The organism is Paenibacillus shenyangensis (assembly GCF_000346635.1).
Taxonomy (GTDB): domain Bacteria; phylum Bacillota; class Bacilli; order Paenibacillales; family Paenibacillaceae; genus Saccharibacillus; species Saccharibacillus dauci.
The window spans coordinates 18,448-34,005 of record NZ_AOIG01000005.1 but is presented as its reverse complement, the minus strand read 5'-3'; the positions used below and the strand labels follow the sequence as shown (position 1 = coordinate 34,005).

Genomic DNA, 15,558 nt, shown 5'->3' with positions numbered 1-15,558 from the left:
TAAGGAGTGCAACGTTTAGGAGAAGATGAAACCTTCAGTAACGATATTAATATACTTTGGCTGCTTGGTACTGTGTAGCGTCTTTGGCAAAGGGGATACTTTTGCCCTTTTGTTGAAGCGATGCATCTACAGTAGCATCCACAGTGACCCATTTACCGTTCAGATAAACTTCATTCCAGGCATGATATTCTTTAACAGCTGATGTAGTTCCCATTACCAGCTTGGCAGGAATACCCTGGCTACGCAGCATCGCTGCATTCAGAGAAGCATAATCATAGCAGATGCCTTTACGGGAAGACAGTGTCTGCTGCGGATCAGGTACATAGACGGTTGGTAATGCGCTAGCGAGCTGATAATCGTATTTGATGCTGCTTGTAATATAATCGTAGATTGCCTGTGCTTTTTGCTGATCGTTTGTAGCATTTTGGGTTAGCTTGGCTGCGAGTGAAGTAACAGCAGGACTGTTTTTCCAATCGATATTTTGAGTGGAGGCCAGATATACACTGTTCTCATTGCTCAATTGTACCTGCAGCGAATCGGAATATACTTTTTTATAGTTGTTGCCGGATGTATTTTCCAGAACGCTTACCTGATACGTACCACTTCCCAGCTGCAATGGCAACGAAGTATCAGTATGGGAAGAAGAAAGATTGTACGTATAACTGGTATCATTCTTAGTAATCATAACTTTGGTACGTGTATTGGAAGGAGCTTCATAGTGAACAGCGACATAACCCTGATTGGCAGTGGAGCTGTCCAGCCAGCTAGAATCTTCGGCTGCGAATACAGATAATGGAGCTGCTGCAAGCAGCGAAATAGTTGTCAAGCAAGTTAGCAAAAGTTTCTTCATGACGACAAATCCTTTCAAAGGGGCTTAGTCGATCAATGAAGGATCACATTAACTCACTGTTATCCGTCGTTTGACTAAACCATTATATTCTATAAAGTGTAATATTTTACAATCCATTCATATAAAAAGAGCCTTTCCGTTCGGTAGCTGGCTGCCAACCCCGGAGGGTAAGGCCCTTTAGCTTTGCGTCCCTATCTTTAGACAGGTTTGCCGTTATCGTGTAAAAGCTCTTAATAAGCAAGTTACATAGCAACAATATGCAAGATATACATATTGGTGTGATTTATGGGTAAATAATAAGTTACTGGTTAGTTATAATCTTATAGTACCACAGCGATAATTCGACTAAAAGCGTCAAACAGGAATGTACGCGAAATGAATAATTTGCTATTCATTTATAGGATCATAGACGCGTACCGCATGTACTATAAGACGGTGGGTTGGATTGATTAGTGGGTCGCAGGTCACGAGTGTCAATTCTTCCGACTGATGATCGCTATCGAGTACAGATACTTCAGTGGGTTCTACAATTCGGATGCGATCGACCTGATAATTGTATTGTTGACCGGCAGATTCGATTTGGATCGAGTCACCGACTTTAACTTCACCCAGACGATTGAATAAACGACCGGTTTTATGAGCGCGATGCGCAGCAACAGCGAAGTTGCCTTTCTGTCCCAGCTGGTCAGTCTCGGAAATATGAACAGCAGCGCTGCGCATATTTTCACGAGTGGCACCTTCTACGATCGGAAGTTCCACATCGATTACCGGGATATGAATCACTCCCAGAATCTCACCGCTTGCTGGTAGTTCTGTCTTACTATTTATATTATCGGCAGCAGCTCCTTCATTTAGTAGAGCATTTACCTCCGAATAGCTATTTTTTAAATTTTTTGTCGTATTCTGATGAGAAACGGCGGCTGTCTGCTCCGCTTGACTCAGAAGACGCTCCTGCTGCCAATCGTCATACCATTCATTTGCCTGAGGATAGATCATCACCAGGATGCCTGCAACGATTAGCATGTACGCCCATTTTTTCATATCTATATTCATCCTCCTGCCTTTGGATTTGTCGAAATTACACAGTTAATTTTAAGAATAACACTATAGGCAGGATATAAAAAGGATAAATTCGATATATATATTAATACCCATATACTGTAATTTAATATACAATATATGGGTATTTTAATCTGATGGATTTAAGAACTTCTGCTGTCTTGAGAGTTTGGAAATCTATTTGTGAAATTCGATATTTTAACTCGATAAGCATAATAACAATGATATAATGCAAATAGATAATAACATTATGATGTTTAGATGAATTGGGCTTATAAGTAATAAAAAAAGTCATAAAGGCAAAATAAGCACACCAAGAAAATCTACATACATTCAGTCAGCGTAGATACAAAACCAATCTAAATCGTATAAGTGAAATGGAGATGGGTGTATGAATACGGGACAGGATAACAACAGCAGGCACACTGGGTCGGAGTCTGCAAAATGGTTCACGGATAGTCGGTATGGATTGTTTATTCATTTTGGACCTTATGCACAGTATGGACGCGGGGAACAGGTTCTGTTCCGAGAACATCTGGATCATCAGGAATATGCCCGGCAGGCGTGCAGCTGGAATCCGGAGCATTTCAACGCTCCGTTATGGGCACAGACAGCCCGCAAAGCAGGAATGAAATATGCATGTCTGACAACGCGCCACCATGACGGATTCTGTCTATGGGATTCACAGTACACAGACTATTCTACTGCTGCTCAGGCATGCGGGCGTGATCTGGTACGTGAATTTGTCGAGGCATTCCGGGCAGAGGGATTGCATATTGGACTGTATTATTCGTGGATGGACTGGCGGATTCCAGCTTTTTTTGACGGACCGGAGAAAGACCCGGATGGTTGGCAGGCGATGAAGGAATATATGCATAATCAGGTCGAGGAACTGCTGACCCGGTATGGACAGATTGATCACTTCTTCTTCGATGGGGTATGGCCGCGAACAGCAGAGGAGCTGGGTAGTGTAGAACTGGTACGCCGAATGAAAGAGCTGCAGCCCGGTATACTGGTGAATAATCGGCTGGGTCCGTCGGATGGAACGCGTACTTACGCAGATGGTGGCGCCGGCGCTGGTGATTCGGAAGTGCTGGGTGACTTTGGTACGCCGGAACATCAGATTGTGCCTGATCCGAACCGGTTATGGGAGTCCAACCAGGTCACTACCTGGCGTCTATGGGGATATGCTGCCGGAGAACGCTGGCGTTCTGCAGATATGCTGCTGGATATGCTATGCGAATGTGCAGAGAAAGGCGGTAATCTGCTGCTCAATGTTGGTCCCCAGCCGGACGGCCAGCTGCCGCCGGAATTTGTACAGCGAGCGCTAGAGATTGGGGCGTGGCTGGAAGTGCATGGTGAAGCGATATACAAATCGGATGGTGGTGATCTGACCGAGTTTATTACACGGGGAAGACAGACCATTAGTGGGAACCATCTGTATTTGATTATTCGCTTTTGGGATGGGAAGCCGGAAATACGCCTTGCCGACCTGGTATCGCGAGTAAAACGGGTGACACTACTCACGACCGGACATGAGCTGGAATTTGAACAGCAGGATCAGGTAGTATGGATCAAAGGACTTCCCAAAGAGCGTCCGACAGCTCTTTTTCCCGTCATACGAGTGGAGTGTGATGGTGTGCCGGAGAGTAATATATGGGGCAAGCAGCGATTATGGCAAGGCGATCCATCGCGGATTGCGGACTGGGCGAGAACAAGAGGATCATCGGTGTATGTTGATGGAGAGAAGAGATAAGCAAGAGCAAATGGAGTTTCATTTTATAAGATTATTAGAAAAATAAAAGAAACATTATTGCTGTATGCAGTTTGTTGATCCCGCGCTACACTGGTATTGGTGAACAAGGGGGAGATACAAATGGCTGGTGTTATACTGCATGCTTTTATATTGGCGCTGGGATTGATTCTGCCGCTGGGTGTCCAGAATGTGTTTATTTTTCAGCAGGGAATGGTACAGCGCAGATGGTGGAAAGTGTTGCCCGTAGTAATCACCGCTGGATTATGTGATACGCTACTGATCAGTCTGGCTATCGGCGGAGTATCGGTCCTAGTGCTGGGACTACCATGGGTCAAAACGGCACTGATGCTGGCGGGAGTGCTGTTTCTGCTTTACATGGGATATGTGACGTGGAAAAGTGCCGAGACTGTCCGGACAGCCGCGGTAGTAGACGGAGAAGAGCAGCCAAACAAAACGGCAGCTCTCCCCGCGCGCAAACAGATACTATTCGCGCTGTCGGTATCGCTGCTCAATCCGCATGCTATTCTGGATACGGTCGGCGTCATAGGAACAAGTTCGCTTCAGTATGAAGGTCAGCAAAAGCTGGCGTTTATGTGGACTTGTATTATCGTTTCCTGGCTCTGGTTTGCAGTGTTGGCTGCAGCAGGGATGGCGGTGGGAGTATTTGATCGCAGCGGACGCTGGTTCTACTGGCTGAACCGTTGTTCGGCGCTGATGATCTGGGTGATCGCTCTTTATTTGTTAATATCGTTAGTAAGATAGAGTACCGATCAAGGCTATCGTTAACTTAAAAAGCTGATTTCATCGCTGTCAGACAGTGGATGAAATCAGCTTTTTTTGTACATATTTTATACATGAATGAAGGGGGATCTATCTATGCCGAGTGTGCATCATCCATACAGTTTTCATCCTCCGCATAGGGGAAATGCACGACAGTATACAGCGCGAGCAGCAGGATGCTGGCTACCCACTGCTCGCGCTGTATGCTGTGTCTTCCCATTATGGTATCCCTGTCAATTTCTAGACAGTGGCTTTGAATCCCTGGATAAACTCGACGGCCCGCCGGATATCCTGTTCAGGCTGTTGACCGACTTCGCGCTCGATTGTCAGGTAGCCGGTGTAGCCAATATCCTGCAGCGCTGCGAAATAGGCTTTGAAATCGACCTGTCCTTCGCCGAGTGCGACTTCCTGGAAGCCAATACTGCCATCCTCGAACGCCGCGATCTGTTCATGGCTCAGATTACCGTACACATCATGCGGATTGACCTCGCGGTTACGAATGCCGTCTTTGACATGGGTATGCACGATGTAATCTTTGAGCGTGTATACACCCTGCACCGGATCGTCTCCGGTGACCATAACCATATTGGCCGGGTCAAAGTTTACGGCTACGCCTTTGCTGTCCAGGGAATCGAGGAACTGCTTGAGCCGGGCAGCCGGTTCGGGACCTGTCTCGATCGCAAAGTAACCACCCATCGAAGAAGCGAATTCGGCTAGCTCGTTACAGGCTTTTTGCATAATGGCATATTCAGGCGCATTGGTATCCTCAGGTACGATTCCGATATGAGTCGTTACAATAGGCGTACCCAGTTCCAGAGCGAGTGTGAGAATTTTTTTGGACTTTTCGATTTTCCAGATATTATCCTGTGCGCTATGGAAGCCGTTGCCGCCAAAGTCTGCACACAGCGCCGATACTTCCAGCCCCAGTCCATCCAGATACTCTTTGAGATCCAGGCGGCGGTCGATGCCCAGATTATCCGGGTCCATCACGCCTTCGGTAGCCCAGATCTGTACACCGTCTGCACCAACTTCTTTTGCTTTGAGCAGATTCTCGCGAAGTTCCAGTTTGAATGCGTCTGCAATCACGCCGATTTTGCCAAGTTCTGTTGCCATGGAATCACTTCCTTCACAGTTTTGGTAAAAGAAAGACGAGTCTGCCGGTAAACAGGTACTCACGGCAGACTGTCCAGTATGAGGCGATATCCAGCTTGTATCGCTTAGACTTCGTCCCAGATTCGCTGTACATTTTCCATACCGATCCTCGAACCGGTCATGCCGTCTTCCATGCCTTCGAATTCAACCGAAATATATCCGTCGTACCCGGAAGCCTTGATCGTATGCAGAATCTTCCACGTATCCAGATCTCCCTGTCCGATAATGGCACCGCGCAGATAGACGCCGCTTGTACTGGTGAACCAGCCTGCACCGGGATTGCGATGGGAAGGACGCATATAAAAGTCCTTGATATGCACCATGGATGCAAACGGCAGATTTTTCTGTACGGCAGCTACCGGATTCTCATCTGCACATACAAAATTACCCACATCCAGCGTTGTTTTATAATTGGGGCGATCTACAGCCTGGATCAGAGCCTGTACCCGATCGGCATGCTGGATCAGAAAGCCGTGATTCTCCACACTGGTGGTTATCCCGTAATTGGCAGCATGATCAGCGACCCGGCGGCAGGCATCCGCCAGCCGACCTAGATGGCGGTTAAAATTAGCAATCGACACATCCGGCGAGGACGCTACATCATGACGCATCAGCTTCACGCCCAGTCTGGCGGCGATATCCACTTCGCTAATGACCCGTTCAATCTCGCGTTCATAGGCATCAGGATCATCAGTCAGAAAATTGGCACCGATTGCATAGTTGGACAGCTCAATCCCCTGCTGACGGGCGCGCTCAACGATCTGCATCGTCAGTTCCGGATTCTCGGACAGACTATAGCTGAGCGGCACGATCTCTACATGCTGCCCACCCAGCTCTGCCGTATAATCAATTACATCCAGTACGGTCATCGTACCGGAGCTGAGGGAGCCGTGCAGGCTATACGTGCTAAGTCCCAGCTTCACAGGATCACCTCCCGGCGCAGACGTGCCGATTCATAAATAGCCGTCAGCATCCGCATCATCTGGACGCCATCTTCGACCGGGCTGATCGGCTGGCTACCGGTGCGTACACATTCGATAAAGTGACCAATCTCATTCTCGAACGCTCCTTCAAAATGGAAGCCCGGATGATCGGTCTGCGGCTGGATATTCAGCACGGTATTGTACTTTTCAGTCGTGATGGATACTGCAGGATCGACCTCGAATCCGCCCTTGCTGCCATACATGCGGATCATGCCTTCATTTTCCTTGGCATGAAGACTGAAGCTGACGTCTACCATGAGTGACGCGCCATTTTTGAAACGGATCATGACATTCGCCATATCTTCCACATCATTCTTGGTAGCGTCATAATCAGAAGCCTTGTAATGAGACAAATGTTGAATATGGGCACGATTGCCAAGCTCATAATACGTATTACCGCTGACCGAGACCGGTTCGGGACGCCCCATCAGATACCAGCACAGATCAATGACATGGACGCCGATATCGATTACCGGACCGCCGCCGGAGCGTTCAATATCGCTGAACCAGCCGCCAGGATTACCGAAGCGGCGGATATATGAAGCTTTGGCATAATAAATATTTCCAAAATCTCCCTGATCGCTGAAATGCTTGAGCATCTGTGCATTGTCATCATAACGACGTACGAATCCTACCATCAACAGCTTGCCGGATTCACGTACAGCTGCTTCGATCTGATGAGCTTCTTCCATCGTACGACAGAGCGGTTTTTCGACGAGTACATGCTTGCCTGCGCGCAGAGCGGCGATGCTGATCTCGGCATGGGTATTGTTCCAGGTACAGATGCTGACGGCATCAATCTCCGGATCGGCGAGCAGTTCATTGTAATCGCTATATGCGCGTGCACCTTCATATTTGGAAGCGACGGTTTTGGCACGTTCTTCATTTTTGTCGCAGATACCCAGGATGCTGACGCCCTCATGCTTGGCATAAGGCTTCAGATGATACTCCGAGATGTTGCCGGTTCCAATGACTCCAATACCAATCGTTGTTTTCATATGCAGATTCTCTCCCATTCAGCGGAATATGTAGATTGAACCGATTATATAATCGGACTGCGGGCAGGGTCATGAATGGATTTGCGGTTTATTTGCACAATTGTGCTATCCCTGATTTTTACGTTATAGTTAATGGTGAAAAGAAAACCTACATATGTTGTAATTCCAGCGGAAATCATTGGATGACGTTCGGTAAGCCATGCCTTGTGGAGAGGGCGGGATCGAACGTGATCAGAGGAGGATGGTCCATGAACTGGCCGGTTGATTTGCAGGAACCGATGAGTATGCCTGACCCTTATTTTCCAATCAAGCTGAATTTCTGCAAGTCGTATGAATATGGCCAGGTGATGTTCCCGCATCACTGGCACCGTCATATGGAGTTTCTGTATTTTGAGAGCGGCGAAGCGATCATTGAATGCAATGCCGAGCCGGTGCATGTGCGAGCCGGTGATCTGATTGTGCTGAACAGCAATGATCTGCATCAGGGCACCAGCCTATCCAATCATCTGATCTATTATGCGCTGATTGCCGATCTGAACTCGCTGCAAAGTCCTTCACAAGATGCGGTGGAGACAAGATTTATTACGCCGATGACCCAGAGCAGGCTGCTGTTCCAAAGTCATATTAGTGGAGATCAACGTCTGCAGCGGTGCATGTCGGAGATTGTGGAAGAGTTCCGCAGCCGGGAGATCGGTCATGAATTATCGGTCAAATCGTATATGTACCAGCTATTATCCCTGCTCGTGCGCGGTTATGTCGCCAATGTCTCGGACTGGAAGCATACCGAGCACCGGATGAAGAATCTGGAACGTTTTACACCGATTTTGCAGTATATTGAGGAACATTATGCCGAAGAGATTACGATCGATCGACTTGCCGGATTGGCAGGTCTCAGCCGGTTTCATTTTAGCCGATTATTCCATGAACTGACCAACCGTACAGTAACCGAATATATTAACCGTGTGCGGATCAACCGGGCGGAGTATCTGCTGCTGAATACCGGTATGACCGTATCCGAAGTGGCTATGGCAGCAGGATATAATGATATTTCATATTTCAGTCGTACATTCAAAAAATATCGTAATTTTGCGCCTTCTGAGACGCGGATGCTGCTGTGTTGAGATTAATCCCGGTAGAGATGAGATGATCATCAGTACGAGGGTAGCTGAAGAAATGGCTTGAAGAATTGTGCTAATTCGAAGAAAAATCAGGAGGAAAAAGAAATATGAGTGTGTTAAGTACGTTGTTATGGGGTGGCATGATTTTTCTCGTGCTGTCTGTACTGCTGAGCAGCCAGATACTCGGCGGTGGATATGCCAGATGGAATATGGATGAGCAGGCGGCAGAAGCCTATCAGCAGCGCAAAAAAGTACGTATGCGGTGGGCACTTCGCTGTGTACTGGTGGCGATGATTCTATTTGCTGCTGCTCTGCTCGTATACAATCTGTAAACGGATAGACGTTGACAGAATCTGGATAGCCGTATTATGATGTTGACAATTCAAAGGCGCCGATGTTATTCCTGGCAGCCTGCTATATTCAAAATACCAATGAACAGGAGGTCGTGAGCAGATGATGTATAATCCCGTATTGCCCGTAGAGATGACACAATTGGAACAGCTTCATTATGAACAACAGCGTAGTAGCTTGTATTCCAAATATGAGCGATTCACTCACGGACAATTACGGCAACGACAAATCATCCTCACCGGACCTCCAGAGATCGGGTGGCAGTAGAGCTATAGGCTCAGATGTGTACTGCACCCGTGTAGCTATTCTGGAATTACATATGTGAACGATCCTTTGCTTGAGGATATACGTGCATTCAGCGTATATTTCGGCAGGATACGCTGAGCAGATACCGGCCGTGGACTGAAGAGTCCACGGCTTTTTTTGCGCAGTTGGCGAAGTAAGAGCAGGAGAGGAGCAATATACGATGTATTTAACTGTCAAAGCAGCAGGCCCCCATGCCGGGATGATTTCACATCTGCTGGCCAAGAATCCGCATAACCGATACGAGCGTAACGAAAAAGGTGCCAGGGTGCGCCTGATCTACTCGGCATTTGCTGAAGAGAAGATTGAATTTACTATTTTTGCTACGCCTGATCCGATCGATCTGGTTAAAGGAAGTCCGGATAGCTACGATATTACCCAGTATATCAATGACCGGGAATTTGTCGTCAGCAGTCTGTTCTGTTCCTATATCCGTCCTGCACTGGGCACGGCATTGAATGGCAAGCCCAAAACGGATTATGCCGATTGGGTGGAACATGTTTTTCCACTGGAAGTGACATTTGGTCCGGTTGCCTCCAATCTGCCGGATGCAGTGATAGAATCGCTGTTTACCGCTCTCGGGTATGAGGTGGATATTGAGCGTGGAGCGGCTGAGTATACCTTTGATCTGAAAAGTCGCAGCAGTGTCAGGAATATACGAGTGAGCGGTCAGGCAACGCTGCAGCAGATGCTCAGACAGTTGTTTATTCTGATGCCGGTATTGGACGATTACAAGCATTATTATATCGGGGCAGAGGAAGTCGATAAACTGCAGCGCTATGGAGAAGGATGGTTGCAGGATCATCCGCAGCAGGAATTGATTATCAAAAGAGCACTGCGATTCGCGCCGCTGATTGCGGATTATCGCAAGCTGGCAGGTGATAAGGTTCAAAAAGCAGCTGTAAACCTACTTGATACAAATACAAATACAAATACAAATACAAATACAAATACAAATACAAATACAAATACAAATACAAATACAAATACAAATACAAATACAAATACAAATACAAATACAAATACAAATACAAATACAAATACAAATACAAATACAAATACAAATACAAATACAAATACAAATACAAATACAAATACAAATACAAATACAAATACAAATACAAATACAAATACAAATACAAATACAAATACAAATACAAATACAAATACAAATACAAATACAAATACAAATACAAATACAAATACAAATACAAATACAAATACAAATACAAATACAAATACAAATACAAATACAAATACAAATACAAATACAAATACAAATACAAATACAAATACAAAAGATACAGATGCCAACACTTTGCAGCAGCCAGGAAATGAACAAATAACCACAGGAATAACAGCTTCACAACAAGGTGAGGCTAATACGTTATCTTCTTCTGCAGATGTTCAGGAGACGGCTGCACCACCGATACGTCTGAATGAACTGCGTTACCAGGCTATTGTAGATCAGGTAAGCATTTTGCCGAGCCGCCGTAGCGTAGTTGATTTTGGAGCTGGCGAAGGCAAGCTGTCAGTGCGTCTGGCAGGGATTGAGGGAGTCGAGCAGGTCTATGCGGTTGAGCCTTCGGCTTATGCCGGTCTGAGAGCGCTGGAGCGCTTTGGCAAATTGGAGCGGGAAGGACAGCAGATCGTACCCCGTCTGGTGACCGGTTCACTCTTTTACCGGGATGATCAATGGGCAGGACAGGACGTCATCATTCTGTGTGAAGTGATCGAGCATATCAATGAATATCGTCTCCCTCAGGTGATGGCTACACTGCTGGATGAGTATCATCCGGAGACGCTCATTATGACGACGCCGAATCGTGAATATAATGCCGTCTATGAAATGGAAGAGCAGGAGATTCGTCATACGGATCACCGATTCGAGTGGACGCGTGCCGAATGGGCAGACCATTGTCAGGATTGGGTATCCGGACGTCCTTATGAAGTCAGCTTGCATGGTATCGGAGATATCTCGGAAATACATGGACAACCGACCCAAATGGCGGTATTCCGCCGGAAAGGAGCATCATCCCAATGAATGAACAATCCTCAAACAAAACTATCCAGCTGCCTCATGCAGGAATCATTCTGCTGATGGGTGCTTCCAACAGTGGCAAAAGTACCTGGATTCGCTCGTTGATCGAGCAGGGAGTAATCGGTCCACATGAAGCGATCTCTTCCGATCAGTATCGCGCTGTTGTCGGGGATACGGACTATATCGATTGGCGGCGATCATCCCGCGACGAGAGTGAAGTATTGTACCAGCAGTATCGCCTGATCTCGGACAAGGCTTTTCGCGTTATGGAAGAAATTATCCGTTCACGCTGCAGGCTTAATTTGACTACATGGGTTGATGCGACGCATCTGCATGCGGAAGATCGAGCTGTCTATATTGAACTGGGACGCAAATATCATGTTCCTGTCACTATTATTGCACTGGATGTGCCCGAAAGAACCCTACTGGAGCGCGACCGTGAACGTGAGCATGCCCGCGGCCGCCAGCGGGTGAAGCAGCATTATCAGGTATTCCGCAAAAATATATTCACTCTGAAAAGTGAAGGCTTTCGTGCTGTCCATATTCTGAAGCCTCAGGATATGGAATCTGTAACCTTCGAACGAAAAGCGAGTCCCCTGGTTCATGATCTCGGTCAGGGCATCGACATTATTGGCGATATTCACGGATGTTACGAAGAAATGATGGAGCTTATCCAGCAGCTGGGCTATGAGCCGGATACAGACGGAATATATCAGCATCCCGAGGGACGCCAGTTGGTATCGGTTGGTGATATTATGAGCCGTGGTCCTCGCTCGCTGGACACTATGCTGTTCTGGCAGCGTCAAATTGCTGCTGGTCAGGGACGGATGGTTGATAGCAATCACGGCTGGAAAGTAGCTCGTTATCTGGAAGGTCGCAAGGTCACGATGAATCATGGTGACGAGAAATTCGCTGCCGAACTGCAAGATTATGAAGCCGAGCAGGGAATAGAAGCAATGAAGCAGCTGCAAAGTTCGTTAAAAGATATGCTGATGTCGGCTCCCTCGCATCTGGTGTTCCAGCATGATGGTGTTCGCTGTCTGGTCGTGGCCCATGCCGGGATTCAGGATCGTTTTATCGGCAAGCAATCACGGCGCATTGATGATTATTGCCGTTATGGGGATGTATCGGAGATCGGAGAAGGTGGCAAACCTGTTCGCAAAGACTGGTTTACCGACCATACCTCGGGTGAGATTATTGTATGGGGACATGATCCTCGTCCGCAGCCGACGATTGTGAACCGAACGATTAATATTGATCAGGGAGCCGTATTTGGCGGCAGACTGACAGCCTATCGTTATCCGGAGCAGAGCTTTGTGAGTGTAGAAGCGAGGGAAGACTATGCCCAGGACCCGGACAGTCCGTTAATCCGATGGCAAAAGCGCCGCTTTGCTGCGCCGAATCTGCGTCAGTTTATCGATGGATATACTGTACTAACAGACAGCTACGGTGAGATTGCCGTTCGTAGTGAGTTTGTTAAATCGGCACTGGATTCGACTTCCCATTATACAGTGCCGCTGGAGGAACTGGTCTATATTCCGCCTACCATGACGCCACCTCCTGCTCCAGCGGCAGCAGAGGGATATCTGGAACATCCGGCTGAGGCGATAGAATATTACCGCTCCCGTAACGTTACCCGAATGGTAGCCGAAAAAAAGCATATGGGCAGCCGGGCGATTGTGCTGCTGTTCCGCAATGAGCAGGCGGCTGTACCTTATGTGGGACGCCCATTGGCTGGCACTATCTATACCCGTACCGGCAGAGCTTTTTTCCAGACTACAATGGAGCAGATGGTTATTGGACAGCTACACAGTGATCTGGACAAAGCAGGCTATTTTGACCGTTATGATACAGATTGGGTACTGCTGGATACAGAGATCGTACCGTGGAATCTCAAAGCCCGTGAATTGATTGCTTCCCAGTATGCCCATGTATCCGAAGCGGCTGATATGGACCGGAGTTATATATTGGAACGTCTCCATGAAGCCCGTAGCGAAGGACGTGAAGTAGACGACTGGATTGCAGAATGGATGAACCGCAAGACCAATGCGGATATCTTCCGCGAGACGTTCCAGAAATACTGCTGGGATACCGAAGGAACAGAAGGACTGCGTATTGCGCCGTTTCATATTCTTGCTCACAGCAGCGGTTCCCTGATGGATCGCTCGCATGAATGGCATATGCAGCACGCCGCAGAGCTGGCAGAGTGTTCTGTCCTGTTTATGCCGACCGAGTATCGGGTCATGGATATTGAAAATAATCCGGACAGCGAACAGGAACTGATCCGCTGGTGGATCGAGATGACCGAGGATGGACATGAAGGAATCGTACTCAAACCGGAGTATATGACGATGTATGATGGCGATCGGCTGATCCAGCCTGCCATCAAAGTCAGAGGTCGTAAATATCTGCATATGATCTATGGAATGGACTATCTGCAGCCGGAGCATCTCATCAGACTCAAGCAGCGTAAAACCCGTAAAAAAGAACGTCATGCACTAATGGAGTTTGCACTGAGCCTGGAATCTGTAGACCGCTTTGTCCGCAAGGAGCCGCTAGAGCGTATGCATGAATGTGTACTGGCTGCGCTGAGCCTCGAATCGGATGCGATCGATCCAAGGCTTTAATATCAAATGATTCTGAAGGAAGAGAAAGGTGGGAATACAATGGCATTTCAAATTATTGATGGGGTACGTGTGTGGGGAGAACCTGATCCGGGAGCACTCAGTCAGGCGGTTACCTGCTCGCGTACCGGTAATGTGGTACAGACGCTATTAATGGCAGATCATCATAAAGGCTACAGTCAGCCGATCGGTGGAGTGGTCGCTTACAGCGGCCAGATTTCTCCTTCTGGTGTCGGTTATGATATCGGCTGCGGTAACAAGGCGGTTCGGACGAATCTGATGGCTGCGGATATCCGTCCGCAGATCGCCGCAATTATGGACCGGATCGCCGCCAGTATTTCCTTTGGCGTAGGACGTGTAAATCAGCAGCGCGTCGATCACGAACTGTTCGATGATCCGGACTGGGATGTGTATAGGTCTGCCGCCGGTCGTGAAGCTTATGACAAATTAAAGCGCCTGGCGCGTGAGCAACTGGGCACGGTCGGCAGCGGTAATCACTACGTCGATCTGTTCGAAGAAGAAGCAACCGGTCGACTCTGGATCGGCAATCACTTTGGTAGCCGCGGATTTGGGCACAAGACAGCCAGTGGCTTCCTTAATCTGGCTGCCGGACGGGAATTCCTCGGCAAGGCACCGGGTGAACATATGGATCAGCCGCCGGTACTGCTGGATCTGGACAGCGAGCTGGGAGATATGTATTACCGGGCGATGAAACTGGCTGGACGGTATGCTTATGCCGGACGGGATTATGTAATTGATGAATTGTTGAGACTGCTGGGCGCACAAGCAGATTTTGAAGTGCATAATCATCATAATTTTGCCTGGAAAGAACAACATGAAGGCCAGGAGACGATCGTTGTACGTAAAGGAGCTACCCCATCTGCACCAGGACAGCTCGGATTTATCGGCGGCAGCATGGGCGATATCTCGGTTATTGTCCAAGGCAAGGATAGTGACGAGAACCGCGAAGCGCTGTACAGCACTGTACATGGTGCTGGCCGGGTCATGAGCCGTACCCAGGCCGCCGGCAAAATGAACTGGAAAACCCGTACCCGATCTGGTGGTCAGGTGACCCGCGAACAGATGAAAGAAGCAGTATCCAGCTTTGGGGTAGAGCTGCGCGGCGCGGATACGGACGAAAGTCCATTTGCTTATCGCAAGCTGCAGACCGTACTGGATGCGCATAGCGAGACGCTCGATGTACTGCATGTACTCAAGCCGATCGGCGTATGTATGGCAGGGGCAGATGAATTCGATCCTTACAAAGACTGAATAATAATGAAACAGAGTCAGAATCAAGAAATACAGACACATGATCTTTTATTTCGGAAAAGAGCAGAGCGAACGAATGCTTTGTTCTTTTCTTCATAATAAAGAGATATCAGTGAAAAAAACGAAGAGCAGATAACAGATTGATTTTAAGATACTTAAAATAGATAATTTATACGCAATTACGTTATTATTATATGGATAAATTTCAATCGATCTATTAATATAATATTTAGGTGTATATGAAATTGGTTTACAATTTTTACTTTTTGGC

14 protein-coding genes and 1 riboswitch are annotated in these 15,558 nt (G+C 47.6%); of the genes, 8 read left to right on the top strand and 6 right to left on the bottom strand.

The features are described 5' to 3' along the window. Positions 1–46: 46 nt before the first annotated feature. Positions 47–850, bottom strand: a complete 804-nt coding sequence (locus H065_RS0103250; RefSeq protein WP_017811582.1) for a transglutaminase-like domain-containing protein — start codon at positions 848–850, stop codon at positions 47–49. 139 nt (positions 851–989) lie between these two features. Continuing rightward, positions 990–1,072, bottom strand: a riboswitch (cyclic di-GMP riboswitch). Positions 1,073–1,237: 165 nt separating this feature from the next. Continuing rightward, positions 1,238–1,891 (bottom strand): class D sortase, encoded by a 654-nt coding sequence (locus H065_RS0103245; RefSeq protein WP_017811581.1) that lies wholly within the window; start codon positions 1,889–1,891, stop codon positions 1,238–1,240. A 409-nt stretch (positions 1,892–2,300) separates the two neighbouring features. On the opposite strand from H065_RS0103245, the gene H065_RS0103240 reads away from it, so the two are divergent. Next, entirely contained in the window at positions 2,301–3,665 is a 1,365-nt protein-coding gene (locus H065_RS0103240) for an alpha-L-fucosidase (protein ID WP_017811580.1), read from the top strand. A 120-nt stretch (positions 3,666–3,785) separates the two neighbouring features. Then, positions 3,786–4,427 carry a LysE/ArgO family amino acid transporter gene (locus tag H065_RS0103235; protein WP_017811579.1) on the top strand — a complete coding sequence of 214 codons (642 nt, stop codon included), beginning with the start codon at positions 3,786–3,788 and terminating at the stop codon, positions 4,425–4,427. Positions 4,428–4,539: 112 nt separating this feature from the next. Here H065_RS0103235 and H065_RS28435 read toward each other — a convergent pair whose 3' ends face one another. The 4 genes from H065_RS28435 to H065_RS0103215 form a co-directional block, all read right to left on the bottom strand. Next, the gene (locus H065_RS28435; RefSeq protein WP_274517926.1) at positions 4,540–4,665 is read right to left on the bottom strand and encodes a hypothetical protein; all 126 of its coding nucleotides are present in this window, start codon (positions 4,663–4,665) and stop codon (positions 4,540–4,542) included. A gap of 20 nt (positions 4,666–4,685) precedes the next feature. Beyond that, a complete protein-coding gene (locus tag H065_RS0103225) occupies positions 4,686–5,558 on the bottom strand; it encodes a sugar phosphate isomerase/epimerase family protein (protein WP_017811577.1) in 873 nt (290 codons plus the stop codon). A gap of 104 nt (positions 5,559–5,662) precedes the next feature. Further along, a complete protein-coding gene (locus H065_RS0103220; protein ID WP_017811576.1) occupies positions 5,663–6,520 on the bottom strand; it encodes a sugar phosphate isomerase/epimerase family protein in 858 nt (285 codons plus the stop codon). Continuing rightward, the gene (locus H065_RS0103215) at positions 6,517–7,578 is read right to left on the bottom strand and encodes a Gfo/Idh/MocA family protein (protein ID WP_017811575.1); all 1,062 of its coding nucleotides are present in this window, start codon (positions 7,576–7,578) and stop codon (positions 6,517–6,519) included. The genes H065_RS0103220 and H065_RS0103215 overlap by 4 nt, the downstream gene beginning before the upstream one ends. 248 nt (positions 7,579–7,826) lie before the next feature. Between H065_RS0103215 and H065_RS0103210 the strand changes: the two genes are divergently transcribed. The 6 genes from H065_RS0103210 to H065_RS0103185 all read left to right on the top strand — a co-directional run bounded on the left by H065_RS0103210 (position 7,827) and on the right by H065_RS0103185 (position 15,287). Further along, the gene (locus H065_RS0103210) at positions 7,827–8,699 is read left to right on the top strand and encodes an AraC family transcriptional regulator (RefSeq protein WP_017811574.1); all 873 of its coding nucleotides are present in this window, start codon (positions 7,827–7,829) and stop codon (positions 8,697–8,699) included. Positions 8,700–8,803: 104 nt separating this feature from the next. Then, positions 8,804–9,028 carry a hypothetical protein gene (locus tag H065_RS0103205; RefSeq protein ID WP_017811573.1) on the top strand — a complete coding sequence of 75 codons (225 nt, stop codon included), beginning with the start codon at positions 8,804–8,806 and terminating at the stop codon, positions 9,026–9,028. Positions 9,029–9,149: 121 nt separating this feature from the next. After that, positions 9,150–9,314 carry a hypothetical protein gene (locus tag H065_RS27785; RefSeq protein ID WP_017811572.1) on the top strand — a complete coding sequence of 55 codons (165 nt, stop codon included), beginning with the start codon at positions 9,150–9,152 and terminating at the stop codon, positions 9,312–9,314. Positions 9,315–9,513: 199 nt separating this feature from the next. Then, on the top strand, positions 9,514–11,394 hold the full coding sequence (locus H065_RS28105; RefSeq protein WP_017811571.1) for a methyltransferase domain-containing protein: 1,881 nt from the start codon (positions 9,514–9,516) through the stop codon (positions 11,392–11,394). Beyond that, positions 11,391–14,018: a polynucleotide kinase-phosphatase gene (locus H065_RS0103190; protein ID WP_017811570.1), complete on the top strand. Its 2,628-nt coding sequence runs from the start codon at positions 11,391–11,393 to the stop codon at positions 14,016–14,018. The genes H065_RS28105 and H065_RS0103190 overlap by 4 nt, the downstream gene beginning before the upstream one ends. A gap of 39 nt (positions 14,019–14,057) precedes the next feature. Continuing rightward, positions 14,058–15,287: an RtcB family protein gene (locus H065_RS0103185; RefSeq protein ID WP_017811569.1), complete on the top strand. Its 1,230-nt coding sequence runs from the start codon at positions 14,058–14,060 to the stop codon at positions 15,285–15,287. The last annotated feature ends 271 nt before the right edge of the window (positions 15,288–15,558 follow it).

What these genes read in the sequence shown, in the direction of transcription:
- H065_RS0103250 (WP_017811582.1), bottom strand. Translation starts at nt 850, where the DNA reads ATGAAGAAACTTTTGCTAACTTGCTTGACAACTATTTCGCTGCTTGCA.
- H065_RS0103245 (WP_017811581.1), bottom strand. Translation starts at nt 1,891, where the DNA reads ATGAAAAAATGGGCGTACATGCTAATCGTTGCAGGCATCCTGGTGATG.
- H065_RS0103240 (WP_017811580.1), top strand. Translation starts at nt 2,301, where the DNA reads ATGAATACGGGACAGGATAACAACAGCAGGCACACTGGGTCGGAGTCT.
- H065_RS0103235 (WP_017811579.1), top strand. Translation starts at nt 3,786, where the DNA reads ATGGCTGGTGTTATACTGCATGCTTTTATATTGGCGCTGGGATTGATT.
- H065_RS28435 (WP_274517926.1), bottom strand. Translation starts at nt 4,665, where the DNA reads ATGGGAAGACACAGCATACAGCGCGAGCAGTGGGTAGCCAGCATCCTG.
- H065_RS0103225 (WP_017811577.1), bottom strand. Translation starts at nt 5,558, where the DNA reads ATGGCAACAGAACTTGGCAAAATCGGCGTGATTGCAGACGCATTCAAA.
- H065_RS0103215 (WP_017811575.1), bottom strand. Translation starts at nt 7,578, where the DNA reads ATGAAAACAACGATTGGTATTGGAGTCATTGGAACCGGCAACATCTCG.
- H065_RS0103210 (WP_017811574.1), top strand. Translation starts at nt 7,827, where the DNA reads ATGAACTGGCCGGTTGATTTGCAGGAACCGATGAGTATGCCTGACCCT.
- H065_RS0103205 (WP_017811573.1), top strand. Translation starts at nt 8,804, where the DNA reads ATGAGTGTGTTAAGTACGTTGTTATGGGGTGGCATGATTTTTCTCGTG.
- H065_RS27785 (WP_017811572.1), top strand. Translation starts at nt 9,150, where the DNA reads ATGATGTATAATCCCGTATTGCCCGTAGAGATGACACAATTGGAACAG.
- H065_RS28105 (WP_017811571.1), top strand. Translation starts at nt 9,514, where the DNA reads ATGTATTTAACTGTCAAAGCAGCAGGCCCCCATGCCGGGATGATTTCA.
- H065_RS0103190 (WP_017811570.1), top strand. Translation starts at nt 11,391, where the DNA reads ATGAATGAACAATCCTCAAACAAAACTATCCAGCTGCCTCATGCAGGA.
- H065_RS0103185 (WP_017811569.1), top strand. Translation starts at nt 14,058, where the DNA reads ATGGCATTTCAAATTATTGATGGGGTACGTGTGTGGGGAGAACCTGAT.